Genomic DNA, 26,218 nt, shown 5'->3' on the forward strand with positions numbered 1-26,218 from the left:
TCCGTCCGAGACGGACATGATGAAGAGGAACCCTCGTTCCATCTCCACCACGGTCTGGTTGACGCTCCCGCCCTCGAAGATGCGGGAGGCGCCGGCGGTCAGCGAGGTCAGCCCGGAGGCCACCGCCGCCAGTTGATCGGCACGGTCGCGCGGGAAGCCCTCGGACATGGCGAGGAGCAGCCCGTCCGCGGAGACCACCACCGTGTGCGACACCCCGGGGGTGTTGTCCACGAAGTTGGTGATCAACCAGTTCAGATTCTGCGCCGCCTGGCTCATCGGACTCAACTAACGCTCCTGCTGGTGTGTGGGGTCGACAGTGCCGTGGGTGCCGGTGGTCGACGTCCCGGCCTGCCGGCCCTGCTGGATACCCCGACGGAGGTTGGTCAGCCGGCCCCGCACGTCGCTGGGCGCGCGCGAGACCTGAGGACCGCTCTGGGGAGACTGCTGCTGTTGCGCGGTGCCCGCGACGAGGTTCGCACGCGGGACCCGGCGCGGCAGCCCGGAGGTGGTGACACCGCCCGAGGCGGGCTGGCGGATCTGCTCCGCCTGCCGCCAGGTCTCGTCGTTCGGCGAGGTACGCCACTGGGTGGCGGCGTCGGCCTGCGCTCCGTTGTGCACACCGTTGACCGGCGCGTCGCTGCGGGCACCGCCGTCCTGCGCGGCTTCCTGCGCGGCACCGCGGCGCGGCAGCGGCGGCGCTTCGGCGGCGTCCGTGCCCTGCGGCGGCACACCGGCAGCGGCGGCCGCCGGCGTACCGAACCAGTTGGACTCGATGGTGTCGAAGATCGGCGTACGGCCGTCCCCGGGACCGGCGTCCGCTCCGCCGAGCACATCGGCGTCCGGAGCACCGCGGCCCTGCGGCTGCTGCGCCGGGAACCGGCCGGTGCCCTGCGGCTCGTCGGCGTACGGAGCCGGCTCGGCGTCCGGCTGCCGGAGCTGACGGGCGTCGAGCTGCCCGGTCTCGTACGGGTCGGCCTCGGGCTGCTGGAACTGCCCGGTGTCGTGCTGCCCGGTGTCGTGCCGACCAGTTGCGTACTGACCCGTCTCGAACTGACCCGTCTCGGACGGGCCCGTCTCGAACTGGCCCGTGTCGCTGTCCGGGCGGGCGAACCGGCCGGTGCCGGCGCCGCCGTCGGCGGCCGGCGGCGGGCCGTTGAAGTCGGGGCGGGCGAACGCGGTGGTGTCAGCGGGGCCGCCGCTCGGTGCGGGCCGCTCGAAGCTGCCGGTGCTCTCCGGCTCCTCGTGGCCGCGCGGCTGGTCCGGCACCTCGCGGGACGCCAGCGGCCAGTCGTCGGAGCCGCTGCGCTCACGGCGCGCACCCCAGCTCGTACCACCGGGCTGCTGACCGCCGCGGCCGCTCTGACCGCCCCGGCCGCCCTGACCGCCCTGGCCACCGGCCGGCGAGCCGCCGCCCGTGAGCTCGGCCGCGGGGCCGCGCGGCGGAAGCTGCGGACGCTCCTCGCGGCGGGGCGCGCCGGTCGGCGGCGCCACGGTGGCCGCCGGGCCGCCGTCGGCGCCGCGGGTGGGCAGCGGGCGCGCACCGCCGGGACGGCCGGCGGCCGGACCCGCGGCGTTCGGGGAACCCGCGCCGGGAGCGTTCGTACGGCCGCCGGGCGCCGGCGAGCCGAACCCGCCGCCCGCACCGCCGGGACCGCCACGCGAGGGCAGTGCGGGGCGTGCGCCGGCCGACGGACCCGAACCGACCTGACCGCGCGGCTGGAGCCCCGCGAGCCGGCTGGAGGGCGCACCGCCGACCTCGCCGGCACCGCTCTTGGCGTTGCTGGGCGCCGGCTTCTTGCCGCCCTGGGCGAGGTCGACCGGCAGCATGACCAGCGCGGTGGTGCCGCCGGAGTCGGAGGGCCGCAGCTGGATGCGGATGCCGTGCCGCAGCGACAGCCGGCCGACCACGAACAGACCCATCCGCCGGGACACCGAGACGTCCACGGTCGGCGGGCTGGCCAGCCGCTCGTTGATCGCCGACAGGTCCTCGGGGGACAGGCCGATACCGGTGTCGTGGATCTCGACCAGCACCCGGCCGTCGGGCAGCGCGTGACCGGTGACCTTGACCTTGGTCTGCGGCGAGGAGAACGAGGTGGCGTTCTCCAGCAGCTCGGCGAGCAGGTGCACGAGGTCGTTGACGACCCGGCCGGCCACCTCGGTCTGCGGAACGGCGTTGAGCTCGATCCGCTCGTACTGCTCCACCTCGGAGGCCGCGGCACGCAGCACGTCGACCAGCGGGACCGGCCGCGTCCACCGGCGCCCCGGCTCCTCACCGGCGAGGACCAGGAGGTTCTCACCGTTACGGCGCATGCGGGTGGCGAGGTGGTCGAGCTTGAAGAGCGAGGACAGCTGGTCCGGGTCGGCCTCGCGGGACTCCAGCTCGGAGATCAGCGACAGCTGGCGCTGGATCAGGCCCTGGCTGCGGCGCGAGAGGTTGGTGAACATCGCGTTGACGTTGCCCCGCAGCAGCGCCTGCTCGGAGGCGAGGCGGACCGCCTCGCGGTGCACGTCGTCGAAGGCCGCGGCCACCCGGCCGATCTCGTCCCGGCTGTGCACACCGACCGACTCGACGGAGGTGTCCACGTCCTGCGGGTCGGACTCCGACAGCTGCTTGACCAGCTCGGGCAGCCGGTCCTGGGCGACCTTCTGCGCGGTGTCCTGCAGCCGGCGCAGCGAGCGGACCATGGACCGCGCCACGACGAACGCGCCGACCAGCGAGACGCCGAGGACGAGCAGGATCACCGCACCATTGATGATCGCGTCCTGCGTGGCCTCGTTGCGCAGCTCGCGGGACTTCTGCTCCATCTCGGACAGCAGCGTGGTCTCGATCCGCGACATCTCGTCGATCTTGACGGTGTCGGAGTCGTACCAGTCGAGGTAGCGGTAGTCCTGGCTGCGGATGCCGGAGCCGCTGGCGAAGGCGCGGTGCGCGAAGGCGACCGCGGCCTTGATCTCGTCGTTGTTGCCGTCCAGACCGCGGGTGAGCGCGCCGGCGTTGTTGGCGTAGATCTGCTGGAAGCGGTCGCGCGCCGCCTTCTCGCTGTCCTCCGCGTTACGGCCTGCCAGCCGGTCGTTGGAGGAGAGCTCCGGGCCGCCCTTGTGGGCGAGGCCGGAACTGACCAGGGCGCGCTGGATCGACGCGTACTCCTTGGCCGACGAGAACGCGGCCAGCGCACGGGTCGAGCGGATCATCTCCGGGTTGCTGGTCGCCTGCGCCATGTCCTGGGAGAGCGACAGCAGCGAGTTGATCAGCTGGTTGTAGCTGGTGATGGTCCGCGCGGCGTTGCCCTCGTCCTTGTAGGCGTTGGCCCGGATCTCGTTGAGGGTGTTGAGCTGGCGGGTGATCTCCAGAACGGTCGCCCGGACACCGGCCATCGTGGCGTCCTGGCCCCGGATGTCGTCGGTGGCCTGGTTGAACGACAGCTTGGCGCGGTCGGTCGACTCGCGGGGCGCGACGACGTTCGCGTCGTCCTTGGCGTTGCCGGTGCCGGCCAGCGGACCGGCCGACTTGTCCCGCTCCACCTGCAACGCGTCGGCGAGCTCGGTCGCCTGCCGGGTCATCTCGGTGAGCAGCTGCATCTTGTCCAGCTGGTCGATGTTCTCCAGCTGGGTGCCGATACGCATGCCGCCCAGCGTGGTCGCGGCGACGACGGGCAGCGCGAGCAGGGAGACCAGGCGGGTGCTGATCCGCCAGTTGCGCAGCGCTATTCGCGAGCCGGGCCCGGTGGGGCCGTTCGGGGCCTTGGACCGGCCGCTGTCCGCGGCGTCGCCGCCCGGCGCCTGGCCGCCCCCGTCGGCGGGCAGTGTGCCCCCGGCGGAACCGTTGCTCTGGGCGCGCTGGGGCGAGGAGCCGCGGTCGGTTCCGCCGCGGAGCTCCGGGTCCGCCGCAGCGCTGCCATCCCTCTTGAAACGTCCCTGCACTAGCGTCGCAACCTCTGGACCAGGCGTCCCACCTCAGCAGGACGGTGTCGAGTCGTATGGGAGACCGCTGAGTCCCCCCAATGGCGGTCGTGATGACCGGCGGGCTGCCCCCTCTGGCCGAGAGAGCGGCACCACCGCGCGGCGCCACTTTGCGCCCTGCGCGCCGGCTGAAACGTGCGGCGGTCCGTGGAATTCCAGCACAGTGCCGGATCTCCAACAAGAGCGGTGCCGGCCGCTGTGACATGGATGACGCAATGTAGGGAGTGCGTCACGACTCGTAGAGACTCCTGTGGTAGATAACGGACTTTTGCCCGCGAGTCGTTCGCCTCCGCCGGCTGTCCCAGGTGCGGTGATCGGGAGCGGAACGTTCGCTTCAATCCGCCATTGTCCGATTCGCCCAAGGATGTTGATCAAGGGAAATGCGGCATTTGTCGCACAGTTCGTGAGCAAACTCACAGGAAGATCGTTGAGTTCCCCGCCGCACGGCAGGGAATAGCGCGCATAGCCTGTCGCTTTACACAGTTGCCGGAAACGACAAGATGGGTTTCCGCAACCCCTATTCCGACCTTTGACAATCGCGAGGCATGAAGCAGTGAAGACGACGATGATGTTCCGCAACATAGCCAATCCGCGGCGCACCACCCTGGCCCACCTCACGGACGCCGACGAGCTCGGCGCCGCCCCCGAGGTACCGGAGCACACCGTCGAGCTGCCCCAGCAGACCGCCAACCCCCGCCGCACCGTCCTGATGGACGCGCCCGGGCAGGGTGCCCCGGCGTAATCGCGCCGCGGCCGGGCCATGGCAGGCGGCGCGTCCCGAAACGGGGGCGATAGCCTGGAGTGTCAACTCCGGCCAGTGATCAATGAGGGGCAGCGGCACCCGTGCGCATCGCCAGATTCTCCATCGACGGCAACGTCGGCTTCGGCGTCCTCGAAGGCGACGAACTCGACGTCATCAAGGGGCATCCCTTCGCGGAATTCGAGCGCTCGGGGCAGAAGGTCCCCCTCGCCAAGGTCCGGCTGCTGCCGCCCGTGCTGCCCAACAAGGTCGTGGCCATCGGCCGCAACTACGCCGAGCACGCCGCCGAGCTGGGCAGCGAGGTCCCGGACGTGCCGGTCGCCTTCTTCAAGCCGTCCACCTCGGTGATCGGCCCCGGCGACCCCATCGCGTACCCCTCCTTCTCCCAGGAGGTGCACCACGAAGCGGAGCTCGCCGTGGTCATCGGCCGGATGTGCCGCGAGGTGCCCCGCGAGCGCGTCAAGGACGTCATCCTCGGCTACACCTGCGCCAACGACGTCACCGCGCGCGACGTCCAGCGGCGCGAGGACCAGTGGGCCAGGGCCAAGGGCTTCGACAGCTCCTGCCCGCTCGGCCCCTGGGTCGAGACGGAGCTCGACCCGAGCGATCTGACCATCCAGTGCACGGTCAACGGCGAGCAGCGCCAGCTCGGCCGCACCAGTGACATGGTCCGCCCGATCGAGGACCTGATCGTCCACATCACCGAGGCGATGACGCTGCTCCCCGGCGACGTCGTCCTCACGGGCACCCCGGCCGGGGTCGGCCCCCTCAACGTCGGCGACGAGGTCGCCGTCACCATCGAAGGCATCGGCACTCTCACCAACAAGGTGATCAAGCGTGGCTAACGCGACCCCCGTCCGCGTCCGTTTCTGTCCCTCCCCGACCGGTAACCCCCATGTCGGCCTGATCCGTACCGCCCTGTTCAACTGGGCCTACGCACGCCACAACAAGGGCACCCTGGTCTTCCGCATCGAGGACACCGACGCGGCCCGCGACTCCGAGGAGTCCTACAACCAGCTGCTGGACTCGTTCCACTGGCTCGGCTTCGACTGGGACGAGGGCCCCGAGGTCGGCGGCCCGCACGCGCCGTACCGCCAGTCCCAGCGGATGGACCTCTACAAGGACATCGCCGACAAGCTCCTCGCCGCCGGGTACGCCTACCCCTGCTACTGCACCACCGAGGAGCTCGACGAGCGCCGCGACGCCGCCCGCAAGGCCGGCCGGCCCTCCGGCTACGACGGCAAGTGCCGCGAGGTGAGCGCCGAGCAGAAGGCCGCCTACGAGGCCGAGGGCCGCAGCTCCATCATCCGCTTCCGGATGCCCGACGAGCCGATCACCTTCACCGACCTGGTGCGCGGCGAGCTGACCTTCACCCCGGAGAACGTCCCGGACTACGGCATCGTCCGCGCCAACGGCGCCCCGCTGTACACCCTGGTCAACCCCGTCGACGACGCCCTGATGGGGATCACCCACGTGCTGCGCGGCGAGGACCTGCTCTCCTCCACCCCCCGCCAGATCGCCCTCTACCGGGCGCTGATCGAGCTGGGCGTGGCGAAGGAGATCCCGGCCTTCGGCCACCTCCCGTACGTCATGGGCGAGGGCAACAAGAAGCTCTCCAAGCGCGACCCGCAGGCCTCCCTCAACCTCTACCGCGACCGCGGCTTCCTCCCCGAGGGCCTGCTCAACTACCTTGCGCTGCTCGGCTGGTCCTTCTCGGCCGACCAGGACATCTTCTCGGTCTCCGACCTGATCGAGAAGTTCGACATCGCGGACGTCAACGCCAACCCGGCCCGCTTCGACCTGAAGAAGGCCGAGGCGATCAACGCCGACCACATCCGGCAGCTGGACGTCCAGGACTTCGTCAAGGCCTGCGCGCCCTGGCTGAAGGCCCCCTTCGCCAACTGGGAGCCCGAGGACTTCGACGAGGCCGCCTGGCAGGCCATCGCCCCGCACGCGCAGACCCGCCTCACCGTCCTGTCCGACATCACCGCCAACGTCGACTTCCTCTTCCGCAAGGAGCCGGTCGAGGACGAGGCGTCATGGACGAAGGCGATGGGCAAGGGCGACCCGGTCGCCCTCCTGACCACCGCCCGCGCCAAGCTGGCGGCCGCCGACTGGACCGCGGGCCCCGAGCCCCTCAAGGAGGCCGTCCTGGCCGCCGGCGAGGAGCACGGCCTCAAGCTGGGCAAGGCCCAGGCCCCCGTCCGGGTGGCGGTCACCGGCCGCACGGTCGGCCTGCCCCTCTTCGAGTCCCTCGAGGTCCTCGGCAAGGAGCGCACGCTCGCCCGCATCGACGCGGCGCTGGCCAAGCTGGCCGGCTGACCCGTACGCGCCCCACGGGCCCGGACGCCGCACGGCGTCCGGGCCCGTGGCGCACCCGGACCGCTCCGCTAGATTGCCGCCATGCCCATCCGCGCCGTCCTGTGGGACATCGACGACACCCTCTTCGACTACACCGGGTCCGACCGCACCGGCGCGCTGCGCCACCTGAGGGCGGAGGGGCTGCTGGCCGCGTACGGCGGCGAGGAGGCGGCGCTGGCCCGCTGGCGCGACGCCATGGAGACCGAGTTCGCCCGCTTCCTCGCGGGCGAGGTGGGGTTTCTCGACCACCGCAGGGGACGCGCCCGGACGTTTCTGGGCACCGAGCTGACCGACGACGAGGCAGACGCCTGGTTCGCCCGGTACAGAGCGCACTACGAAGCGTCCTGGGTGCTCTTCCCGGACTCGGCGCCCGCCCTGGAGGCGCTGGCGCCGCTGGTCCGCCAGGCGGTGCTGTCCAATTCCTCCACCGCCAACCAGGAGCGCAAGCTGGCCGCGCTGGGCATCCGCGAACGCTTCGAGGCGGTGCTGTGCGCCGACGAGCTGGGGCACGCCAAGCCCGCCCCGGAGGCGTTCACGGGCGCCTGCGAGGTGCTCGGCCTCCCGCCCGGCGAGGTCGTCTACGTCGGCGACCGGCTCGACATCGACGCACTGGGCGCCCGGGACGCCGGGCTGACCGCCGTATGGCTGGACCGTACGGGCACCGGAGAGGGGCTGCCACCGGGCGTGCGGCGCATCGCGAGCCTGGCGGAGCTCCCCGAGCTGTTGCGCGGAGTTATCGGTTTTGGAGCCCCGTCCACGATCGGGTAATGTTCTTCCTGCGCCGCCCGAGAGGGCCGAAAGGTCCGGCCGGAAGGCGCGGATCAAATCAAGCCCCCCGCGGGGGGTTGCGCTTTGATGGCCTATGGTGTAATTGGCAGCACGACTGATTCTGGTTCAGTTAGTCTAGGTTCGAGTCCTGGTAGGCCAGCTCGCAGAGCTCATCTGCAAAGCCCCCGTTGTGTAGCGGCCTAGCACGCTGCCCTCTCAAGGCAGTAGCGCCGGTTCGAATCCGGTCGGGGGTACAGATCCTTCCCAGGGAGACAGTCCGGGTCGCACCCGCTGCCTCTCATGCAGGATCGCTAGGGCCCCCGTTGTGTAGCGGCCTAGCACGCCGCCCTCTCAAGGCGGTAGCGCCGGTTCGAATCCGGTCGGGGGTACTGGTCTAAACCACCATGGGCTATGGTGTAATTGGCAGCACGAGTGATTCTGGTTCATTTAGTCTAGGTTCGAGTCCTGGTAGCCCAGCGCAGCGTGTCCTCGTGACAAGCTCAACTGCAGGAAAACTTGCCCCCGTTGTGTAGCGGCCTAGCACGCCGCCCTCTCAAGGCGGTAGCGCCGGTTCGAATCCGGTCGGGGGTACAGAGAAGAAGGCCCCCCGCGTCGAGCGGGGGGCCTTCTCGCGTTCAACCGCCGGTGCCGAAGCGCCGGTTGGACTCCTCCGCCTCCGCCAGGCGGCGCAGGCTCAGCAGCACGGGCTCGTACAGCACCGTCAAGGCCACGGCCGCCTCCACCTGCTCCTCCGGCGTCGGGAACTCCTCGACCAGATCCAGGTCGAAGACGGCCAGCTGCTCCGCCTGGCGGGCGTACGGCAGCAGATGCGCGGTGTCGCAGGCGTAGCCGAGGCGGTGCAGCGCCGCGATGGCGGTGACGAGCATGCCGAAGGGGCGGGAGGCGTCCGTGACGTCGCGGCTGAAGCGCCAGTCGAGGAGTTTCAGCAGCTCGGTGGCGGTGCGCCGGGCGGCGGCGGTCGCGGGGTCCGCCTCGTCCGCCTCCGGGCCGTGGGGGAGTGCCTGGACGGCCGCGCCGAGCCGGTGGTGGTGATTGAGCGAGTCGTCCTCGATGGCGGTCAGCACGTCGCGGGCGGTGGTCACCGGGATCCGGCCGACCTGGATCAGGGCCCGTACCAGCCGCAGCCGGCGCAGATGCTCCTCGCCGTACTCGGACTGGGTGGCGGTGATCCGGCGGCCCGGCGGCAGCAGCCCCTCGCGCAGGTAGTACTTGATCGTGGGGGTGGAGACCCCGCTGCGTTCGCTCAGCTCCGCCAGTCGCACCGCGCTTGCGCCCTTCCTCGTCGGTTTCCCGTGTTCCGGGTTCCCCTTGCGCCCCATGTTGGAGAGTGGCACTATCCAAGCATGGATAGTGAGGCTATCCAACGTGTCCAGGGGGTTGTCATGAGCGGTAAGCCGGTACAGGGACGGATGACGGCGGACGGCGACGGGGAGGTGGTGGTCTTCCTCATCGGGATGCGGGTCAACAGCTGGTGGGCGGTGCGCAGTTGGCTGCCGGTGTTCCTGGCGATGCCGCGGATGCTCAAGGAGCTGCAGAAGGAGAAGGGGCGGGGGCTGCTCGGGATCCGGCCCCTGCCGGGCCTGCGGTGCTTCGGCATGCTGCAGTACTGGGAGTCGACGGAGAAGCTGCTGGCCTACGCCGGTGACCAGGGCGGTGAGCACCGGCCGGCCTGGGCGGCGTACAACCGGCGGGCGCGGGCGGGCCGCGACAGGGTCGGCATCTGGCACGAGACCTATGCCGTCCCGGCGGGCTCGTACGAGAGCATCTACGCCAACATGCCGCCCGTCGGCCTGGGGGCGGTCCGCGGAGTGGTGCCGGTCGGGCGCCGCGGGGAGCGGGCGGCGGCGCGGCTGGCGGCCTGACCTGCGGGGAGCAGGCCCCGCGCAGTGATTCCGGCCTGCGAAGACGCCCCGGCCCCGTACGGACGATCCGTACGGGGCCGGGGTGCCGCCGTCAGCCGTTGCGCCGCAGGCCCTCGGAGAGGCGGGCGGCGGCGTCGATGACCGCCTGGGCGTGCATCCGGCCCGGGTGGCGGGTCAGCCGCTCGATCGGTCCGGAGACCGAGACGGCGGCCACCACGCGGTTGGAGGGGCCGCGTACGGGGGCGGAGACGGACGCCACGCCCGGCTCGCGCTCGCCGATCGACTGGGCCCAGCCGCGGCGCCGTACGCCGGACAGGGCGGTGGCCGTGAAGCGGGCGCCCTGCAGGCCGCGGTGCAGCCGCTCGGGCTCCTCCCAGGCCATCAGGATCTGGGCGGCCGAGCCCGCCTTCATGGGGAGTGTGGAACCGACCGGGACGGTGTCCCGCAGTCCGGACAGCCGTTCCGCCGCCGCCACGCAGATACGCATATCGCCCTGCCGGCGATAGAGCTGGGCGCTCTCGCCCGTCACATCGCGCAGGTGGGTGAGCACCGGTCCGGCCGTGGCCAGCAGGCGGTCCTCGCCGGCCGCCGCGGCCAGCTCGGAGAGCCGCGGGCCCAGGATGAACCGGCCCTGCATGTCCCTCGCCACCATCCGGTGGTGTTCCAGAGCCACGGCCAGCCGGTGGGCCGTGGGTCGTGCAAGCCCTGTCGCCGCGACCAGCCCGGCGAGGGTGGCCGGACCGGACTCCAGGGCACTCAAAACCAGAGCTGCCTTGTCGAGAACGCCGACGCCGCTAGAGTTGTCCATGCAACGATACTTGCGTCTCACACTGTGAAACGCAAGTTCAATTTTCCAGGGAAGTCGTCAGGCTGTAGGTGTGGCCCTCGACCAGGGCCCGGCGTCGCGCCCGCCAAGGGGATTTCCGTGGGCACCGCGCATGGACGAGCAAGGCCGGCACAGCGGCCGGCCGGAGGGAAAGCGATGGGACGGACACTCGCGGAGAAGGTCTGGGACGACCATGTCGTCCGGCGCGCGGAAGGCGAGCCCGACCTCCTCTTCATCGATCTGCACCTGCTGCACGAGGTCACCAGCCCGCAGGCGTTCGACGGCCTCCGCAAGGCCGGCCGCCAGGTGCGCCGCACGGACCTGACCATCGCCACCGAGGACCACAACACTCCGACCCTCGACATCGACAAGCCGATCGCCGACCCGGTCTCGCGCACCCAGCTGGAGACGCTGCGCAAGAACTGCGCCGAGTTCGGTGTCCGGCTGCACCCGCTGGGCGACGTCGAGCAGGGTGTTGTCCACGTCGTGGGACCGCAGTTGGGACTGACCCAGCCCGGCACCACCGTGGTCTGCGGTGACAGCCACACCTCCACCCACGGAGCCTTCGGCGCCCTGGCGTTCGGCATCGGCACCAGCCAGGTCGAGCACGTCCTGGCCACCCAGACGCTGCCGCTGGCCCCCTTCAAGACCATGGCGATCACCGTCGACGGCGAGCTGCCCGAGGGCGTCACCGCCAAGGACCTGATCCTGGCGATCATCGCCAAGATCGGCACCGGCGGCGGTCAGGGCTACGTCCTGGAGTACCGCGGCTCGGCCATCGAGAAGCTGTCGATGGAAGCCCGGATGACCATCTGCAACATGTCGATCGAGGCGGGTGCGCGGGCGGGCATGATCGCCCCCGACCAGACCACCTTCGACTACCTCCAGGGCCGTGATCACGCCCCCGAGGGCGGGGACTGGGACGCCGCGGTCGCGTACTGGAAGACCCTGCGCACCGACGACGACGCGGTCTTCGACGCCGAGGTGCGCATCGACGCCGCCGAGCTGTCGCCGTTCGTCACCTGGGGCACCAACCCCGGCCAGGGCGCGCCGCTTTCGGCGAGCGTCCCCGACCCGGCTTCGTACGAGGACGCCTCGGAGCGGTTCGCCGCCGAAAAGGCCCTGGAATACATGGGGTTGACGGCGGGTCAGCCGCTGCGCGAGATCACCGTGGACACCGTCTTCGTAGGTTCGTGCACCAACGGCCGCATCGAGGACCTGCGCTCCGCGGCCGCGATCCTGGACGGCCGCAAGGTCGCCGACGGGGTGCGGATGCTGATCGTTCCCGGCTCGGTCCGGGTCTCCCTGGAGGCCGTCGCCGAGGGGCTGGACAAGGTGTTCACCGCGGCGGGCGCCGAATGGCGGCACGCGGGCTGCTCGATGTGTCTGGGCATGAACCCCGACCAGCTGGCGCCCGGTGAGCGCTCCGCGTCCACCTCCAACCGCAACTTCGAGGGCCGCCAGGGCAAGGGCGGTCGTACGCACCTGGTCTCGCCGCAGGTCGCCGCCGCGACGGCGGTTCTCGGCCATCTGGCCTCACCGGCCGACCTGTCCGACGCCGACGTCGCCACGCCCGCGGGAGTCTGAACCATGGAAGCTTTCACCACCCACACCGGCCGGGCCGTCCCGCTGCGCCGCAGCAACGTCGACACCGACCAGATCATCCCGGCCCACTGGCTGAAGAAGGTCACCCGTGACGGGTTCGAGGACGGGCTGTTCGAGGCCTGGCGCAAGGACCCGGAGTTCGTCCTCAACCAGCCGCAGTACAAGGGCGCCACGGTGCTGGTCGCCGGGCCCGACTTCGGCACCGGATCCTCGCGTGAGCACGCCGTCTGGGCGCTGCAGAACTACGGCTTCAAGGCCGTCATCTCCTCGCGCTTCGCGGACATCTTCCGCGGCAACTCCCTCAAGAACGGCCTGCTGACGGTGGTCCTTCCGCAGGAGACCGTGGACCGGCTGCAGACGCTGCTGGAGGCCGACCCGGCCGCCGAGGTGACCGTCGACCTGGTGGACCGGCAGGTCCGCGCGGAGGGTGTCACCGCCGACTTCGAGCTGGACGAGAACGCTCGTTGGCGTCTGCTGGAGGGGCTGGACGACATCAGCCTCACCCTTCGGGAGGAGTCGTCCATCGTGGCGTACGAGGCGAACCGGCCGTCGTTCAAGCCGCGTACGATGGAGGTCTGACCTCGGGTTTTATGGCTCAAAGCCATATTGCGTACGATGCGCCCCCTGTGCAGTTGGCAGGGGGCGCATCTGCTTGTCCAGGCGGCCGTTGAGGCCCCGTGAAGCGACAACTCGCCGCAGATGGCACAATTAGCGCATGGAACGCGACGACCAACTCAAGCTCTACGGTCTCGTCGCCGACCGGCTCAAGGACGCACACGCAAGAGTGCGGACACTGCAAGTCCCGGAGGGCGTACGGATGGCGCTGACCCGGAAGCTGCTCGTCATCACGGCCGCGGCTAAACACGATCTTGCGGACGCGGCAAGGCGTCTGGAGTGGTTCATGGAAGACCTCGACGAAGGTCGTTATCCCGAAGATGTGCACGCCGACGGAAGTCCGTGAAGGTCGAGTTCGTTGCGGCACAAGGGTGATTAGCCCGTTTCGTGTTTGATTTGCGGTATATATCTGCCTAACGTGCGAAAAAGCTTGGAAACTTTCGTTCCAGCAATGTCTCCGAAGGGGAAGACGTGAACAAGGCGCAGCTCGTAGAAGCCATTGCCGACAAGCTCGGCGGCCGCCAGAACGCCGCGGACGCCGTCGACGCAGTTCTGGACGCAATCGTCCGTGCAGTTGTCTCCGGCGACCGAGTTTCGGTCACCGGATTCGGCTCGTTCGAGAAGGTCGACCGTCCGGCCCGCTACGCCCGTAACCCGCAGACGGGTGAGCGCGTCCGGGTCAAGAAGACCTCGGTTCCGCGATTCCGCGCCGGTCAGGGCTTCAAGGACCTGGTGAGCGGCTCGAAGAAGCTCCCCAAGGGCGGCGAGGTCGCCGTCAAGAAGGCCCCCAAGGGCAGCCTGACCGGCGGTGCGGCCATCAAGAAGGCCGCCGCGAAGAAGGCCACCGCCAAGAAGGCCGCCGCGAAGAAGGCGACCACCGCCAAGAAGGCCGCGGCGAAGAAGACCACCACGGCGAAGAAGGTCACCGCCAAGAAGACGACGGCGAAGAAGACCACCGCCAAGAAGGCCGCCACCGCCAAGAAGGCGGCCCCGGCCAAGAAGGCCACCACCGCCAAGAAGGCCACGGCGAAGAAGACCGCCCCCGCCAAGAAGGCGACGGCGAAGAAGGCGCCCGCCAAGAAGACCACCGCCCGCAAGACCACGGCGAAGAAGACCACCGCCCGCAAGCGGTGAGCAGCAGCGGCGACGCCATGCGTCGGGCCGGTCTCCCTCCGGGGAGCCCGGCCCGCGCTGCGTTCGGGCGCCGTCTAGGCTCTCTGCCATGCAGGCCACCGCGTATACGTACGACTCCGAGACCCGTTCCGGCAGTGTGCTGCTGGACGACGGCACCCCGCTGCCCTTCGACGCGGCGGCCTTCGACGCCGGCGGGCTGCTGCTGCTGCGGCCCGGTCAGCGGGTCCGGATCGAGGTCAGCGGGGAAGGCGACGCCCGGCACATCGACCTGATCACGCTCCAGACGCTCTGACCCGCGGCTCGGCGCGCGGTGCCTGGAGCGCCGTGTGCGGGCCCACGCCCAGCGCCAGCGCGGCCAGCAGATCCTCTGCGGTGTCCACGTCCCGGCGTACCGAAGGCACGTCCGGCACGACGATCTCCCGCGCCCCGGATGCCAGGTGACGGGCCCGCGACGCACCGCCGAATGCCGGCTCCAATTCCACTCCGGAAGTCGCCGTCAGAAGTGTTGTCCCGATATCCGACGCATCCGCGAGAAATGCACGGGGAAATAGCGAAGCGGAATGGAGCACCAGTTCCAGCTCGGCCGCGCGCAGTGCCGGAAGGTCGGCGTTCAGCGCGGCGACCGCCGCACCCGGGCGACGCGCCCGGACCACGCTCGCTCCATGGGCCAGCGCCGCGTTGAGGCCGCGCGCCGGTGTGTCGGGCACGATCCGCGCCCCCAGGGCCGCCAGGCGCTCCCCGGCCACCGGATCGTCCGTGACAACCGCCACATCCCGCACGTACCCGCAGGCCAGCGCCGCTGCCACGGTGTCCAGGGCGAACGCGAGGGCGAGGCGGGGCCGGACTTCCTCACCGGCCGCCCCCGAGAGCCTGCTCTTGGCCCGCACCAGCGGTTTCAGCGGTACGACCAGGCTCCAGGCCGCCTCTGCTGCGCCATCTGCTCCGTCTCTTCGCATCGGCGCCATTCTCACCTGCTGCCGCCGCTCTCCGGGAGCGCCGGGGTTACGGTGTCCTCGACAGAGCGGGTACCTGGGGCGACACTTGTGCGGCTGCCGGCCGCCCGCAGCAGCTTCGCAGGTCCCACAAGGAGGGTGTCCCAGTGTCCCGCCGCAGAATCGGCTTCTGGTACCGCTTGGCCGCGGTCATCTGCAAACCGCCGCTCTTGGTTCTGTTCAAGCGGGACTGGCGGGGAATGGAGCACATTCCGGCCGACGGCGGTTTTATCACCGCGGTCAACCACAACTCGTATCTTGATCCGCTCTCGTATGCGCACTATCAGTACAACACCGGGCGGGTCCCCCGATTCCTCGCCAAGGCCGGACTCTTCAAGAGCGGCTTTGTCGGCCTGATGATGCGCGGCACCGGACAGATCCCCGTCTACCGGGAAACCACCGACGCGGCCACCGCGTTCCGCGCCGCCGTCACCGCCATCCACAAGGGCGAATGCGTCGCCTTCTACCCCGAGGGCACCCTCACCCGCGACCCGGAGCTGTGGCCCATGCAGGGCAAGACCGGTGCGGCGCGGGTGGCGTTGCTGACGAAGGCGCCGGTCATCCCCGTCGCGCAGTGGGGCGCCAACGACGCGATGCCGCCCTACGCCAAGGAGAAGAAGGTCCAGCTCTTCCCGCGCAAGACCCTGCGGGTCAAGGCCGGACCGCCGGTCGACCTGAGCGCGTACTACGACCAGGAGCCGACCGCCGAGGTGCTGCGCGCCGTCACCGACCGCATCATGTCCGCGATCACCGAGCAGCTCGCCGAGCTCCGCGGCGAGGCGGCGCCGGCCGAACCGTACGACTGGCGCAAGGCGATCGCCCAGGAGCGCCGCGCCGCCCGGGAAGCCGCCAAGGCCGACCGGGCCGCCGCGGCCGCCCGCACCGCCGCCGAGCCGGCCGTCGCCACCGAAGGCGCCGTCGCCCCGCAGCAGGCCCGAAGCACCCAGCAGGCACAGGAGGATGAAGGCAAGTGACGCGCTGCGCCGTCTACGGCACGGGGTCCTGGGGCACCGCATTCGCGATGGTGCTGGCCGACGCGGGATGCGAGGTGACCCTGTGGGGGCGCCGCGCCGCCCTGGTCGACGCCATCAACAGCGGCCGCACCAACCCCGACTACCTGCCGGGGGTCGAGCTCCCCGCGTCCGTACGGGCCACCACCGACCCCGCACAGGCGGCACACGACGCGGAGTTCACCGTGCTGGCCGTCCCGTCCCAGACGCTGCGCGGCAATCTCGCCGAATGGGCGCCCCTGCTGCCCGCCGACACGATCCTCGTCTCCCTGATGAAGGGCGTCGAACTGGGTACGGCCAAGCGCATGAGCGAGGTCATCGAGGAGGTCGCCAAGGCCCCCGCGGAGCGCGTCGCCGTGCTGACCGGTCCCAACCTCGCCAAGGAGGTCGCGGCGCGGCAGCCCGCCGCCGCGGTCATCGCCTGCACCGACGAGTCGGTCGCCCGGCGTCTGCAGACCGCCTGCCACACCTCGTACTTCCGCCCGTACACCAACACCGACGTGGTGGGCTGCGAACTGGGCGGCGCGGTCAAGAACGTCATCGCGCTGGCCGTCGGCATCGCCACCGGCATGGGCCTGGGCGACAACGCCAAGGCGTCCCTGATCACCCGCGGACTCGCCGAGACCACCCGGCTCGGCCTGGCCATGGGCGCCGACGCGCACACCTTCGCGGGCCTGGCCGGCATGGGCGACCTCGTCGCCACCTGCTCCTCGCCGCTGTCGCGCAACAACACCTTCGGCACCAACCTCGGCCGCGGGATGACGCTTCAGGAGACCATCGCGGTCACCAAGCAGACCGCCGAGGGCGTCAAGTCCTGCGAATCCGTACTGGATCTGGCCCGCCGGCACGGCGTCGACATGCCGCTCACCGAGACGGTCGTGGACATCGTCCACGAGGGCAAGCCCCCGATGGTGGCCCTCAAGGAACTGATGTCACGCAGCGCGAAGTCCGAGCGCCACTAGCACCCCGAGGCGTGGTGGGCCAAGGTGGGGGCCGTTGCCGGTTGCGGCGGTACTACCCGGCGCCGCAACACTGACGCACGCTCTACCAGCAGGTACCCTCAACGCGATATGAGCAGCCAGACCTCCTCCCACAAGCCCCGCGTCGCCGTCGTGTTCGGCGGCCGCAGCTCCGAGCACGCCATCTCCGTACTCACCGCCGGAGCCGTGCTGCGCGCCATCGACCGCGAGAAGTACGACGTGCTGCCCATCGGCATCACCACCGACGGCCGCTGGGCGCTGACCGCCGACGACCCCGACCGGATGGCCATCACGGACCAGCGGCTGCCCAGCGTGGCCGAGCTCGCCGGGTCGGCCGAGGGCGCGGTGCAGCTGTCCGTCGACCCGACCAACCGCGAGGTCGTCTACAGCGAGCCGGGCTCGGTGCCCAAGGCGCTCGGCGAGGTCGACGTGGTCTTCCCCGTCCTGCACGGCCCCTACGGCGAGGACGGCACCCTGCAGGGCCTCCTGGAGCTCTCCGGTGTGCCCTACGTCGGCTCGGGCGTGCTCGCCTCCGCCGTCGGCCAGGACAAGGACTACATGAAGCGGGTGTTCACCTCCTTCGGGCTGCCGGTCGGCCCGTACGAGGTCATCCGCCCGCGGGAGTGGGACAACGACCCCGCGGCGGCCCGCAAGAAGATCGTGGACTTCGCCGCCGAGCACGGCTGGCCGCTCTTCGTGAAGCCCGCCCGGGCCGGCTCGTCCATGGGCATCAGCAAGGTCGACGACCTCGCCGGCCTGGACGAGGCGATCGAGGAGGCCCGCCGGCACGACCCCAAGATCCTGGTGGAGTCGCTGCTGCGCGGCCGGGAGATCGAATGCGGGGTGCTGGAGTTCGAGGACGGCCCGCGGGCCAGCGTCCCGGCCGAGATCCCGCCGGTCACCGCGCACGACTTCTACGACTTCGAGGCCAAGTACATCGACTCGGCCACCGGGATCGTGCCCGCCCCGCTGACCGCCGAGGAGACCGCCAAGGTCCGGGAACTGGCCGTCGCGGCCTTCGAGGCGGCCTCCTGCGAGGGCCTGGTGCGCGCGGACTTCTTCCTGCAGGAGAACGGCGAGTTCGTGATCAACGAGATCAACACGCTCCCCGGGTTCACGCCCATCTCCATGTACCCGCGGATGTGGCAGGAGAGCGGCGTGAGCTACCCGGAGCTGATCGACCGGCTCCTCCAGGCCGCGCTGCAGCGCTCGACGGGGCTGCGCTAGACGCCCTTCGGGACGGTCTTGCGCACGGCGCCCGCGAGGTCGGTGAGGACATCGACCTCGGGGGCGTACTTCCCCGGGACGGTCACCTCGACATAGGCCTTGCGCAGCACGGTCGTGAAGCGGTAGCCGTCGTCCTGCTTCTCGAAGAGCCATTCGACGCCGTTGACTTCCGCCGCGTCGGCCTGGGGGTTGTAATGTTCACTCCCGTACGTCAGGACGTCGGGCTTCGGCACCCCGCAGCGCAGTTTCACGGCAGGATCGCCCCATATGGCAGTGAAGTCGGAGACGGGCTCGGCGCCACGCCGCTTCAGCCCGTCCAGGGTCCGCGGCAGTTCCCTGTGGAGCGCCCGGCAGTGCCGCGCCGCCTCACCCTGGGGTGAGGGGGCGGCCACGTCCCCGGAGGACGAACAGCCCACCGCGGCGAACAGCACGGTGAGCAGCGGCGGGGCCAGGTACCGGCGACGTGCACAGATCACCCGGCCGAGCATACGGGGGAGCTACAGATGAACGACCGGACAGGTGAGGGTGCGGGTGATGCCCTCCACTTGCTGGACCTTCGCGACCACCATCCGTCCCAGCTCGTCGACGGTGTCGGCCTGGGCGCGCACGATGACGTCGTAGGGACCGGTCACGTCCTCGGCCTGCAGCACACCAGGGATCTTCGAGATCACTTCCGCTACCGCCGAGGCCTTGCCGACCTCGGTCTGGATCAGGATGTAGGCCTGTACCACGGAACCTCCAGGGCGGCTACGAGGATCATGTGGGAAGAAGGGACGCCACGGTACCGCGTCACCGTGCGGAGCGGGGAGACCCGCGCGGTGAACATGGGAAGTGGGGCGCAGCCGTCAGCCACGTACGGACCGTCCGTACACATGGGAAGGGCAACAGCATGAAGGGCACCGTGGGTGAGCTGGGGGAGTTCGGGCTGATCAGGGAGCTCACCTCCCGGCTCACCTCCACTCCGGCGGTACGGATCGGGCCGGGTGACGACGCCGCGGTGGTCACCGCGCCGGACCGGAGGGTGGTCGCCAGCACCGACATCCTCCTGGAGGGCCGGCACTTCAGGCGCGACTGGTCCACGGCCTACGACGTCGGCCGCAAGGCCGCCGCCCAGAACCTCGCCGACATCGCGGCGATGGGCGCGGTGCCCACCGCGATCCTGCTCGGCCTGGTCGTCCCCGCCGAGCTCCCCGCGACCTGGCCGACCGAGCTGATGGACGGGCTGCGCGACGAGTGCCAGGTGGCCGGCGCCGCGGTCGTCGGCGGGGACGTCGTACGCGGCGACACCATCACCGTCGCCATCACCGCGCTCGGCGACCTGCGCAACCAGGAGCCGGTCACCCGGGCCGGCGCCCAGCCCGGCGACGTGGTCGCGGTGACCGGCTGGCTGGGCTGGTCCGCCGCCGGGCACGCCGTCCTGACCCGCGGCTTCCGCTCGCCGCGCGCCTTCGTGGAGGCGCACCGCCGCCCCGAGCCGCCGTACCACGCGGGCCCGGCGGCCGCCGGACTCGGCGCCACCGCCATGACCGACGTCAGCGACGGGCTCGTCGCCGACCTGGGGCACATCGCCGAGGCCAGCAAGGTCCGGATCGATCTGCGGTCCGCCGCCATCGACATCCCCTCGCAGATGTCCGACATCGGCACGGCGGTCGGCGTGGACCCGATGCAGTGGGTGCTCAACGGCGGTGAGGACCACGCGATCGTGGCCACCTTCCCGCCGGACGTGAAGCTGCCCGCCCGGTGGAAGGTCATCGGCGAGGTGCTCAACCCGTCCGCGCTGCCGCAGGTGACGGTGGACGGCGCCCCCTGGGCGAAGGCCGGCTGGGACCACTTCGGGGACAACGGGCACGCCGAGTAGATTCGGCGGTATGCGCACACCTCCACGCGTCCTGACCGTCGCCGGGTCCGACTCCGGCGGCGGCGCGGGTATCCAGGCCGACCTGAAGACGATGCTGGCGCTCGGCACCCACGGCATGAGCGTGCTGACCGCCGTCACCGCCCAGAACTCCCTGGGCGTGCAGGGGGCGTGGGAGCTGCCCGCCGAGGCCGTGCGGGCCCAGTTCCGCAGCGTCGTCGACGACATCGGCGTCCAGGCGGTCAAGACCGGCATGCTCTCCTCGGCGGAGCTCGTCGAGACCGTCGCCGAGCTGCTCGCCGGACTGCCCGTCCCGGTCGTCGTCGACCCCGTGGGGGTCTCCAAACACGGCGACGCGCTGCTCGCCGCCTCCGCACTGGACGCGGTGCGCACCAAGCTGCTGCCGACGGCCACCGTCGCCACCCCCAACCTGGACGAGGTCGCCCAGCTCACCGGCGTACAGGTCCGGGAGGAGGCCGATATGCGCCGGGCGGCCGCCGCCGTCCTGGACTTCGGGCCGCGCTGGGCGCTCATCAAGGGCGGCCACCTGCCCGCCGCGCGCGGCCGCGGGGCCGGCGGCGCCGGGGACGAGGCCGTCGACCTGCTCACCGACGGGACCGAGGAGCACTGGCTGCGCGCCCCGCGCCACGACAACCGGCACACGCACGGCACCGGCTGCACCCTCGCCAGCGCCCTCGCCGCACAGCTCGCCAAGGGGGACACCGTCCCGCAGGCCGCCGCGGCCGCCAAGGAGTACGTCACCGGGGCCCTCGCGGCCGGCTTCCGGCTGGGCGCGGGCATCGGCCCCGTCGACCACGGCTGGCGGCTGCGCGGGGAGCACTGACCGCGCTCCGGACCGACCGCGCTCCGGGAAAGGCGAAAGCCGGTCCACCACCAGGGTGGACCGGCTTCCCAAGCAACCGGTTGGGCTGCGCTACGGCTAAGGCGTCAGCGCGAGACCTTGCCGGCCTTGATGCACGAGGTGCAGGCGTTCAGCTTCTTCGGCGTGCGCCCGATCACTGCACGCACCGTCTGGATGTTGGGGTTCCAACGACGGTTGGTACGGCGATGCGAGTGCGAGACACTCTTGCCGAAGCCCGGCCCCTTGCCGCAGACGTCGCAGTTGGCAGCCACGGGTCACTCCAAAGACTTCAGATGCACTTACGGTGAAATCCCGACGAGCCGAGTGCATTGCCCGACCGGCACCGTCAGGAGAGGAAATGGCCCGATTCGCATCGGGCAACCGGAGCAGCATACAACGACCGCTCCCGTAGAACGAAACTATCACGCACCCCCGGGCCCCCGCCCCGGCCTCCCCACCCGAGCGCGGCTACTGTGCGGTGCATCCCGCGACCCAGGAGGACGACGTGCCCTACCCGCTCGACGCCGCCGCGGTCCGCTCCTGGTGCGGGCTGGCCCTGGAGGCGCTCGGCCGGGAGCGCGAGCGGATCGACGCGATCAACGTCTACCCGGTGGCCGACGGCGACACCGGCACCAATCTCTATCTGACGCTCGAATCGGCCGCCCGCGCGGTCGAGGCCGCCTTCGACGGGCACGCCTCGGCCGGTACCGCCCCCGCACTCGCCGACGCCATCGGTGCCATGGCGCACGGCGCCCTCATAGGGGCGCGCGGGAACTCCGGCACGATCGTGGCGCAGCTGCTGCGCGGGATGACCGAGGTGCTGGCGGCCGCGGGCGGCGGCCCCGACGGCTCCGCCGACGCGCTGCGGCGGGCCCTGCGCCGGGCCGCCGCATCGACGTACGAGGCCGTCGCGCACCCCGTGGAGGGCACTGTGCTGACCGTCGCGACCGCGGCGGCCGACGCCGCGGAGCGGGCCGCGGGCGAGGCGGGCGGTGCGGCCGAGGTCGCCCGCGCCGCCCACGAGGGCGCCCGCAGCGCCCTGCGGGCGACCCCGGGGCAGCTCGCGGTCCTCGGCCGGGCGGGCGTCGTGGACGCCGGCGGCTGCGGACTCGTCGCACTGCTGGGCGCGCTCGCCGACGCGCTGGGCGGGAAGGTCTCGGCGGCCCCGGTCGCCGTACGGGCCGACGCCCCGCTCCCCGAGGCCGCCGGCTGCGAGGCCGCGGTCCGCACGGCCGCGGAGGGCTGCGGGGAACCGGACGGACCGGCCTTCGAGGTGATCTACCTGCTGGAGGCCGGCGACGCCGCCGTGGCGCGGCTGCGGACCCGGCTCGACGGCCTCGGGGACTCCCTGGTGGTGGTCGGCGGGGACGGCCTGTGGAACGTCCACGTCCATGTCGACGACGCGGGCGCCGCGGTGGAGGCCGGCATCGAGGCGGGCCGCCCGTACCGGATCCGCATCACCCACTTCGGCGCCGGCACCCGCGCCAAGGAGCCGGCGATCGCGGCCCGTGCCGTGGTCGCCGTGGTGCCGGGCGCCGGGCTCGCCGGACTGTGCGCGGAAGCCGGGGCCACGCCGGTGTCCGTACGCCCCGGGGAGCCGCCGGCCAGCGGCGAGCTGGTGCAGGCGATCCGGCAGGCGCACGCCCGCGAGGTGATGCTGCTGCCCAACGACCCCGAACTGCGGCACACCGCGGCCGCCGCCGCCGAACAGGCCCGCACCGAAGGCGTACGGGTCGCGCTGATCCCCACCCGCTCCGCGGTCCAGGGCCTGGCGGCGCTGGCCGTGCACGAGCCGGGCCGCAGCTTCGACGAGGACGTGGTCGCGATGACCTCGGCCGCGGGCGCCACCCGCTACGCCGAGCTGGCCCTCGCCGAGCGGCAGTCGTGGACGATGGCAGGGGTCTGCCAGGCCGGGGACGTCCTGGGACTGATCGACGGCGATGTCGCCGTGATCGGCTCGGACCTGACCCGCACCGCGATGACGGTCCTGGACCGCATGCTGTCGGCGGGCGGAGAGCTGGTGACCCTGGTCCTCGGCGCCACGGCGCCCGGCTCCCTCGGCGAGCGGCTGGAGCGGCACGTCCGCGAGAAGCACCTCGCCGTGGACACCGTCGTCTACGAGGGCGGCCAGCACGCCGCGCCGCTGCTCATCGGCGTGGAGTGAGCGCCCCGTGCCGGTGGGTGAACCGCGATTGTCAGTGGCGTGGTGTGCAATAGACGCGTGGCTGCGCTCGACGAACCCCTGAAGAAAATCCTCGGCGGTACCACCGCGAAGGTGCTGGCCGAGCATCTCGACCTGCACACGGTCGGCGATCTGCTGCACCACTATCCGCGCCGTTACGCCGAGCGCGGCGAGCTGACCCGCCTCGCGGACCTCCCGCTGGACGAACATGTCACGGTCGTCGCGCAGGTCGCGGATTCCCGGGTGCTGAAATTCAACGCCGGCCGGGGACAGCGGCTCGAAGTGACGCTCACGGACGGCAGCGGCCGGCTCCAGCTGGTCTTCTTCGGAAAGGGCATCCACAAGCCGCACAAGGAGCTGGTGCCGGGCCGCCGGGCGATGTTCGCCGGCAAGGTCTCCGTCTTCAACCGCAAACTGCAGCTCGCCCACCCCGAATACGAGCTCCTCGACCGCGCCGACGGCGACGGGTCCGACGCGGTCAGCGCCTTCGCCAGCCAGCTGATGCCGATCTATCCGGCCTGCCAGCAGATGGCGTCCTGGAAGATCGCCAAGGCGGTCGACGCGGTGCTGCCCAGTGCCCCGGACGCCGTCGACCCGCTGCCCGAGGCGCTGCGCGAGGGCCGTTCGCTGGTCCCCCTCACCGAGGCGCTGCTCAAGATCCACCGCCCCGGGAGCAAGGCCGACATCGCCGCTGCGCGGGACCGGCTGAAGTGGGACGAGGCGTTCGTGATGCAGGTCGCGCTCGCCCGGCGCCGCCTCGCCGACACCCAACTCCCCGCCGTGGCCAGGAAGTCGGTCAAGGACGGCATCCTCGACGCCTTCGACGCCAAGCTGCCCTTCACGCTCACCGACGGCCAGCAGAAGGTCAGCCGGGAGATCTTCGACGACCTGGCGACCGAACACCCCATGCACCGCCTCCTCCAGGGCGAGGTGGGCTCCGGCAAGGCACAGCCGCTGGACGCCCTGGTGCTCACCCCGCGCGGCTTTCGCCCCATGGGGGAGATGGCCGTCGGCACGGAGGTGGTGGTGCCCAGCGGCGAGCTCGCCGTCGTGGACGGCGTCTTCCCCCAGGGGGAGCGCGAGGTGTGGCGGCTGGTGCTGTCGGACGGCAGCGCCGTCGAGTGCGATGACGAGCATCTGTGGATCGTCGCCGCCCGCGGGACGGGGGAGCGGGTGCTGACGACGCGCGAGCTGCGCGGCGATCTGCTGGGCGCCGACGGGCGCCCCAAGTGGTCCGTCCCGGGGATCGTGCCGGTGGATCTGGAGGGCGGCGGGCAGCGGCCGCTGGATCCGTACGAGCTGGGGAAGGCGCTGGCGGACAACGGGGGCCGGGTTCCGGACGCCTATCGCCACGCGCCGCTCAAGGACCGGCTGGCCGTGGTGCAGGGGCTGAGGGACGCCGGGGGTGCGTCCGCGGGTGGCGCGCAGGTGTTCCGTGCGGCGCCCGGCCCGCTGGCGGGCGATCTGGCGTGGCTGGTGCGCTCGCTGGGCGGCCGTGCCCAGCTCCTTCCCGTACGGGACGGTGCGTACGACGTCCACATGGCGCTCCCGGACGCGGCGTCCGGCGGCGGGGTGGGCCTGCGCCGCACCATCCACGCCATCGAGCACATCGGCCGCAAACCCGTCCAGTGCATCAGCGTCGCGCACCCCGACCACGCCTATGTGACCGACCACTTCACCGTCACGCACAACACCATGGTCGCGCTGCGCGCCATGCTCGGCGTGGTCGACAGCGGCGGCCAGGCCGCGATGCTCGCGCCGACCGAGGTGCTCGCCCAGCAGCACCACCGCTCGATCACCGAGATGATGGGCGAGCTGGCCGAGGGCGGGATGCTGGGCGGGGCCGAACAGGGCACCAAGGTGGTGCTGCTGACCGGCTCCATGGGGGCCGCGGCCCGCCGCCAGGCGCTGCTCGACCTGGTCACCGGCGAGGCCGGGATCGTCGTCGGCACCCATGCCCTGATCGAGGACAAGGTGCAGTTCCACGACCTGGGGCTGGTGGTCGTCGACGAACAGCACCGCTTCGGTGTCGAGCAGCGCGACGCGCTGCGCGGCAAGGGCAAACAGCCGCCGCACCTCCTGGTCATGACCGCGACGCCCATTCCGCGCACGGTCGCCATGACGGTCTTCGGCGATCTGGAGACCTCCGTCCTGGACCAACTCCCCGCCGGGCGCTCGCCGATCGCCAGCCATGTGGTGCCCGCCAAGGACAAGCCGCACTTCCTGGCGCGCGCCTGGGAGCGGGTCCGCGAGGAGGTGGCCGCCGGGCACCAGGGCTATGTGGTGTGCCCGCGGATCGGCGACGACGAGGACGAGACGGCGCCCAAGGGGGCCAAGAAGGGCGCGTCCGGCTCCAAGGGGACGGCGGCAAAGGCGAGTTCACCGGAGGACGTGGCGGAGAAGCGCCCGCCGCTCGCGGTCCTCGACATCGCCGACCAGCTCACGAAGGGCCCGCTCGCCGGCCTGCGGGTGGCGGTGCTGCACGGCCGGATGGCGCCGGACGACAAGGACGAGGTGATGCGGTCCTTCGCGGCCGGCGAGCTGGACGTCCTGGTCGCCACGACGGTCATCGAGGTGGGGGTGAACGTCCCGAACGCCACCGCCATGGTGATCATGGATGCGGACCGCTTCGGCGTCTCCCAGCTGCACCAGCTGCGCGGCCGGGTCGGCCGGGGATCGGCGCCCGGCCTGTGTCTGCTGGTCAGCGAGATGCCCGAGGCGAGCCCCGCCCGCGCCCGGCTCGCCGCCGTGGCCGGCACCCTCGACGGCTTCGAGCTCTCCCGTATCGACCTGGAGCAGCGGCGCGAGGGCGACGTCCTCGGGCAGGCGCAGTCCGGCGTCCGCTCCTCGCTGCGGATGCTCACGGTCATCGACGACGAGGAGATCATCGCGGCCGCCCGTGAGGAGGCCACGACGCTGGTCACCGCCGATCCGGAGCTGGCCGGCTATCCGGAGCTGAGGATCGCGCTGTCCGCCCTGCTGGACGAGGAGCGGGAGCAGTATCTGGACAAGGGCTGAGGGCCCAGGGGGCGGGGGAGCACGGGACGGCTGGGCAGGCGGCGGGCCCGTCGCCGGGCGGGGGAGGCCGCCCGCGCGCAGCCCGGGCGTGGGGGAGATCACTGGCGCGGGCGCCTGCCGGGCCCTTCCGCCGGGCGCCCGCCGCCGGCCGACGGAATATCGTGGAGGGCGGAGCCCGAC

The 26,218-nt window shown here is 71.5% G+C and carries 25 protein-coding genes and 5 tRNA genes; 22 read left to right on the top strand and 8 right to left on the bottom strand.

The features are described from left to right. On the bottom strand, positions 1–276 hold a 276-nt coding region (locus ACWD6P_RS14950; protein ID WP_451444578.1), incomplete at its 3' end, for a roadblock/LC7 domain-containing protein. A gap of 9 nt (positions 277–285) precedes the next feature. Beyond that, positions 286–3,921, bottom strand: coding sequence for a nitrate- and nitrite sensing domain-containing protein (locus ACWD6P_RS14955; RefSeq protein ID WP_451444500.1), 3,636 nt, complete (start codon positions 3,919–3,921; stop codon positions 286–288). 592 nt (positions 3,922–4,513) lie between these two features. Between ACWD6P_RS14955 and ACWD6P_RS14960 the strand changes: the two genes are divergently transcribed. The 9 genes from ACWD6P_RS14960 to ACWD6P_RS15000 all read left to right on the top strand — a co-directional run bounded on the left by ACWD6P_RS14960 (position 4,514) and on the right by ACWD6P_RS15000 (position 8,440). After that, entirely contained in the window at positions 4,514–4,702 is a 189-nt protein-coding gene (locus ACWD6P_RS14960) for a hypothetical protein (protein ID WP_451444501.1), read from the top strand. A 101-nt stretch (positions 4,703–4,803) separates the two neighbouring features. Further along, positions 4,804–5,565 (top strand): fumarylacetoacetate hydrolase family protein, encoded by a 762-nt coding sequence (locus ACWD6P_RS14965; protein ID WP_451444502.1) that lies wholly within the window; start codon positions 4,804–4,806, stop codon positions 5,563–5,565. Next, positions 5,558–7,042 (top strand): glutamate--tRNA ligase, encoded by a 1,485-nt coding sequence (gltX, locus tag ACWD6P_RS14970; protein WP_451444503.1) that lies wholly within the window; start codon positions 5,558–5,560, stop codon positions 7,040–7,042. The genes ACWD6P_RS14965 and gltX overlap by 8 nt, the downstream gene beginning before the upstream one ends. An 81-nt stretch (positions 7,043–7,123) precedes the next feature. Continuing rightward, the gene (locus tag ACWD6P_RS14975; RefSeq protein WP_451444504.1) at positions 7,124–7,849 is read left to right on the top strand and encodes an HAD family hydrolase; all 726 of its coding nucleotides are present in this window, start codon (positions 7,124–7,126) and stop codon (positions 7,847–7,849) included. A gap of 88 nt (positions 7,850–7,937) precedes the next feature. After that, positions 7,938–8,009 (top strand) — tRNA-Gln (locus ACWD6P_RS14980). A 21-nt stretch (positions 8,010–8,030) separates the two neighbouring features. Then, positions 8,031–8,103 (top strand) — tRNA-Glu (locus tag ACWD6P_RS14985). Positions 8,104–8,165: 62 nt separating this feature from the next. Beyond that, positions 8,166–8,238, top strand: a tRNA-Glu gene (locus tag ACWD6P_RS14990). 16 nt (positions 8,239–8,254) lie between these two features. Beyond that, a tRNA-Gln gene (locus tag ACWD6P_RS14995) sits at positions 8,255–8,326 on the top strand. Positions 8,327–8,367: 41 nt separating this feature from the next. Continuing rightward, positions 8,368–8,440: transfer RNA gene (locus tag ACWD6P_RS15000), tRNA-Glu, on the top strand. 44 nt (positions 8,441–8,484) lie between these two features. On the opposite strand, the gene ACWD6P_RS15005 is transcribed toward ACWD6P_RS15000, so the two are convergent. Next, on the bottom strand, positions 8,485–9,132 hold the full coding sequence (locus tag ACWD6P_RS15005; RefSeq protein WP_451444505.1) for a MerR family transcriptional regulator: 648 nt from the start codon (positions 9,130–9,132) through the stop codon (positions 8,485–8,487). Positions 9,133–9,252: 120 nt separating this feature from the next. On the opposite strand from ACWD6P_RS15005, the gene ACWD6P_RS15010 reads away from it, so the two are divergent. Then, complete coding sequence (locus ACWD6P_RS15010; protein ID WP_451444506.1) at positions 9,253–9,732, top strand: DUF4188 domain-containing protein; 480 nt, start codon at positions 9,253–9,255, stop codon at positions 9,730–9,732. 91 nt (positions 9,733–9,823) lie between these two features. On the opposite strand, the gene ndgR is transcribed toward ACWD6P_RS15010, so the two are convergent. Beyond that, positions 9,824–10,540, bottom strand: coding sequence for an IclR family transcriptional regulator NdgR (gene ndgR / locus ACWD6P_RS15015; protein ID WP_030414225.1), 717 nt, complete (start codon positions 10,538–10,540; stop codon positions 9,824–9,826). A 174-nt stretch (positions 10,541–10,714) separates the two neighbouring features. Between ndgR and leuC the strand changes: the two genes are divergently transcribed. The 5 genes from leuC to ACWD6P_RS15040 all read left to right on the top strand — a co-directional run bounded on the left by leuC (position 10,715) and on the right by ACWD6P_RS15040 (position 14,204). Further along, on the top strand, positions 10,715–12,145 hold the full coding sequence (gene leuC / locus ACWD6P_RS15020) for a 3-isopropylmalate dehydratase large subunit (RefSeq protein ID WP_451444507.1): 1,431 nt from the start codon (positions 10,715–10,717) through the stop codon (positions 12,143–12,145). A gap of 3 nt (positions 12,146–12,148) precedes the next feature. Further along, a complete protein-coding gene (gene leuD, locus ACWD6P_RS15025) occupies positions 12,149–12,742 on the top strand; it encodes a 3-isopropylmalate dehydratase small subunit (RefSeq protein WP_451444508.1) in 594 nt (197 codons plus the stop codon). Positions 12,743–12,878: 136 nt separating this feature from the next. Further along, positions 12,879–13,124 (top strand): SCO5555 family protein, encoded by a 246-nt coding sequence (locus tag ACWD6P_RS15030; protein WP_358456528.1) that lies wholly within the window; start codon positions 12,879–12,881, stop codon positions 13,122–13,124. 125 nt (positions 13,125–13,249) lie between these two features. Then, the gene (locus tag ACWD6P_RS15035; RefSeq protein ID WP_451444509.1) at positions 13,250–13,912 is read left to right on the top strand and encodes an HU family DNA-binding protein; all 663 of its coding nucleotides are present in this window, start codon (positions 13,250–13,252) and stop codon (positions 13,910–13,912) included. Between the two features lie 88 nt (positions 13,913–14,000). Next, the gene (locus ACWD6P_RS15040) at positions 14,001–14,204 is read left to right on the top strand and encodes a hypothetical protein (protein ID WP_451444510.1); all 204 of its coding nucleotides are present in this window, start codon (positions 14,001–14,003) and stop codon (positions 14,202–14,204) included. Here the strand turns inward: ACWD6P_RS15040 and cofC are convergent. Further along, positions 14,185–14,868, bottom strand: coding sequence for a 2-phospho-L-lactate guanylyltransferase (gene cofC, locus ACWD6P_RS15045; protein ID WP_451444511.1), 684 nt, complete (start codon positions 14,866–14,868; stop codon positions 14,185–14,187). The two genes, ACWD6P_RS15040 and cofC, sit on opposite strands and share 20 nt — an antisense overlap. Positions 14,869–15,011: 143 nt before the next feature. Between cofC and ACWD6P_RS15050 the strand changes: the two genes are divergently transcribed. From ACWD6P_RS15050 to ACWD6P_RS15060, 3 genes are all read left to right on the top strand, one after another. Beyond that, on the top strand, positions 15,012–15,878 hold the full coding sequence (locus ACWD6P_RS15050; protein ID WP_451444512.1) for a lysophospholipid acyltransferase family protein: 867 nt from the start codon (positions 15,012–15,014) through the stop codon (positions 15,876–15,878). Further along, complete coding sequence (locus tag ACWD6P_RS15055; protein ID WP_451444513.1) at positions 15,875–16,876, top strand: NAD(P)H-dependent glycerol-3-phosphate dehydrogenase; 1,002 nt, start codon at positions 15,875–15,877, stop codon at positions 16,874–16,876. The genes ACWD6P_RS15050 and ACWD6P_RS15055 overlap by 4 nt, the downstream gene beginning before the upstream one ends. A 108-nt stretch (positions 16,877–16,984) precedes the next feature. Further along, positions 16,985–18,121 carry a D-alanine--D-alanine ligase family protein gene (locus ACWD6P_RS15060; protein ID WP_451444514.1) on the top strand — a complete coding sequence of 379 codons (1,137 nt, stop codon included), beginning with the start codon at positions 16,985–16,987 and terminating at the stop codon, positions 18,119–18,121. Here the strand turns inward: ACWD6P_RS15060 and ACWD6P_RS15065 are convergent. Together ACWD6P_RS15065 and ACWD6P_RS15070 are read right to left on the bottom strand one after the other, a co-directional pair. Then, positions 18,118–18,609 carry a DUF3515 domain-containing protein gene (locus ACWD6P_RS15065; RefSeq protein ID WP_451444515.1) on the bottom strand — a complete coding sequence of 164 codons (492 nt, stop codon included), beginning with the start codon at positions 18,607–18,609 and terminating at the stop codon, positions 18,118–18,120. The genes ACWD6P_RS15060 and ACWD6P_RS15065 overlap by 4 nt on opposite strands. A 9-nt stretch (positions 18,610–18,618) precedes the next feature. After that, on the bottom strand, positions 18,619–18,852 hold the full coding sequence (locus ACWD6P_RS15070; protein ID WP_030414214.1) for an Lrp/AsnC family transcriptional regulator: 234 nt from the start codon (positions 18,850–18,852) through the stop codon (positions 18,619–18,621). A 158-nt stretch (positions 18,853–19,010) separates the two neighbouring features. Here ACWD6P_RS15070 and ACWD6P_RS15075 point away from each other — a divergent pair, with 158 nt between their 5' ends. Together ACWD6P_RS15075 and thiD are read left to right on the top strand one after the other, a co-directional pair. After that, a complete protein-coding gene (locus ACWD6P_RS15075) occupies positions 19,011–19,979 on the top strand; it encodes a thiamine-phosphate kinase (protein WP_451444516.1) in 969 nt (322 codons plus the stop codon). Positions 19,980–19,989: 10 nt separating this feature from the next. Beyond that, positions 19,990–20,820, top strand: a complete 831-nt coding sequence (gene thiD, locus ACWD6P_RS15080; protein WP_451444517.1) for a bifunctional hydroxymethylpyrimidine kinase/phosphomethylpyrimidine kinase — start codon at positions 19,990–19,992, stop codon at positions 20,818–20,820. Between the two features lie 104 nt (positions 20,821–20,924). Here the strand turns inward: thiD and rpmB are convergent, their stop codons facing one another. Then, positions 20,925–21,110: a 50S ribosomal protein L28 gene (gene rpmB, locus ACWD6P_RS15085; RefSeq protein ID WP_006602870.1), complete on the bottom strand. Its 186-nt coding sequence runs from the start codon at positions 21,108–21,110 to the stop codon at positions 20,925–20,927. Between the two features lie 233 nt (positions 21,111–21,343). On the opposite strand from rpmB, the gene ACWD6P_RS15090 reads away from it, so the two are divergent. Both ACWD6P_RS15090 and ACWD6P_RS15095 read left to right on the top strand, forming a co-directional pair. Beyond that, positions 21,344–23,002, top strand: a complete 1,659-nt coding sequence (locus ACWD6P_RS15090; protein WP_451444518.1) for a DAK2 domain-containing protein — start codon at positions 21,344–21,346, stop codon at positions 23,000–23,002. A 57-nt stretch (positions 23,003–23,059) separates the two neighbouring features. Then, a complete protein-coding gene (locus tag ACWD6P_RS15095) occupies positions 23,060–26,038 on the top strand; it encodes a helicase-related protein (RefSeq protein ID WP_451444519.1) in 2,979 nt (992 codons plus the stop codon). The last annotated feature ends 180 nt before the right edge of the window (positions 26,039–26,218 follow it).

This window comes from Streptomyces sp. NPDC002446, assembly GCF_053595675.1.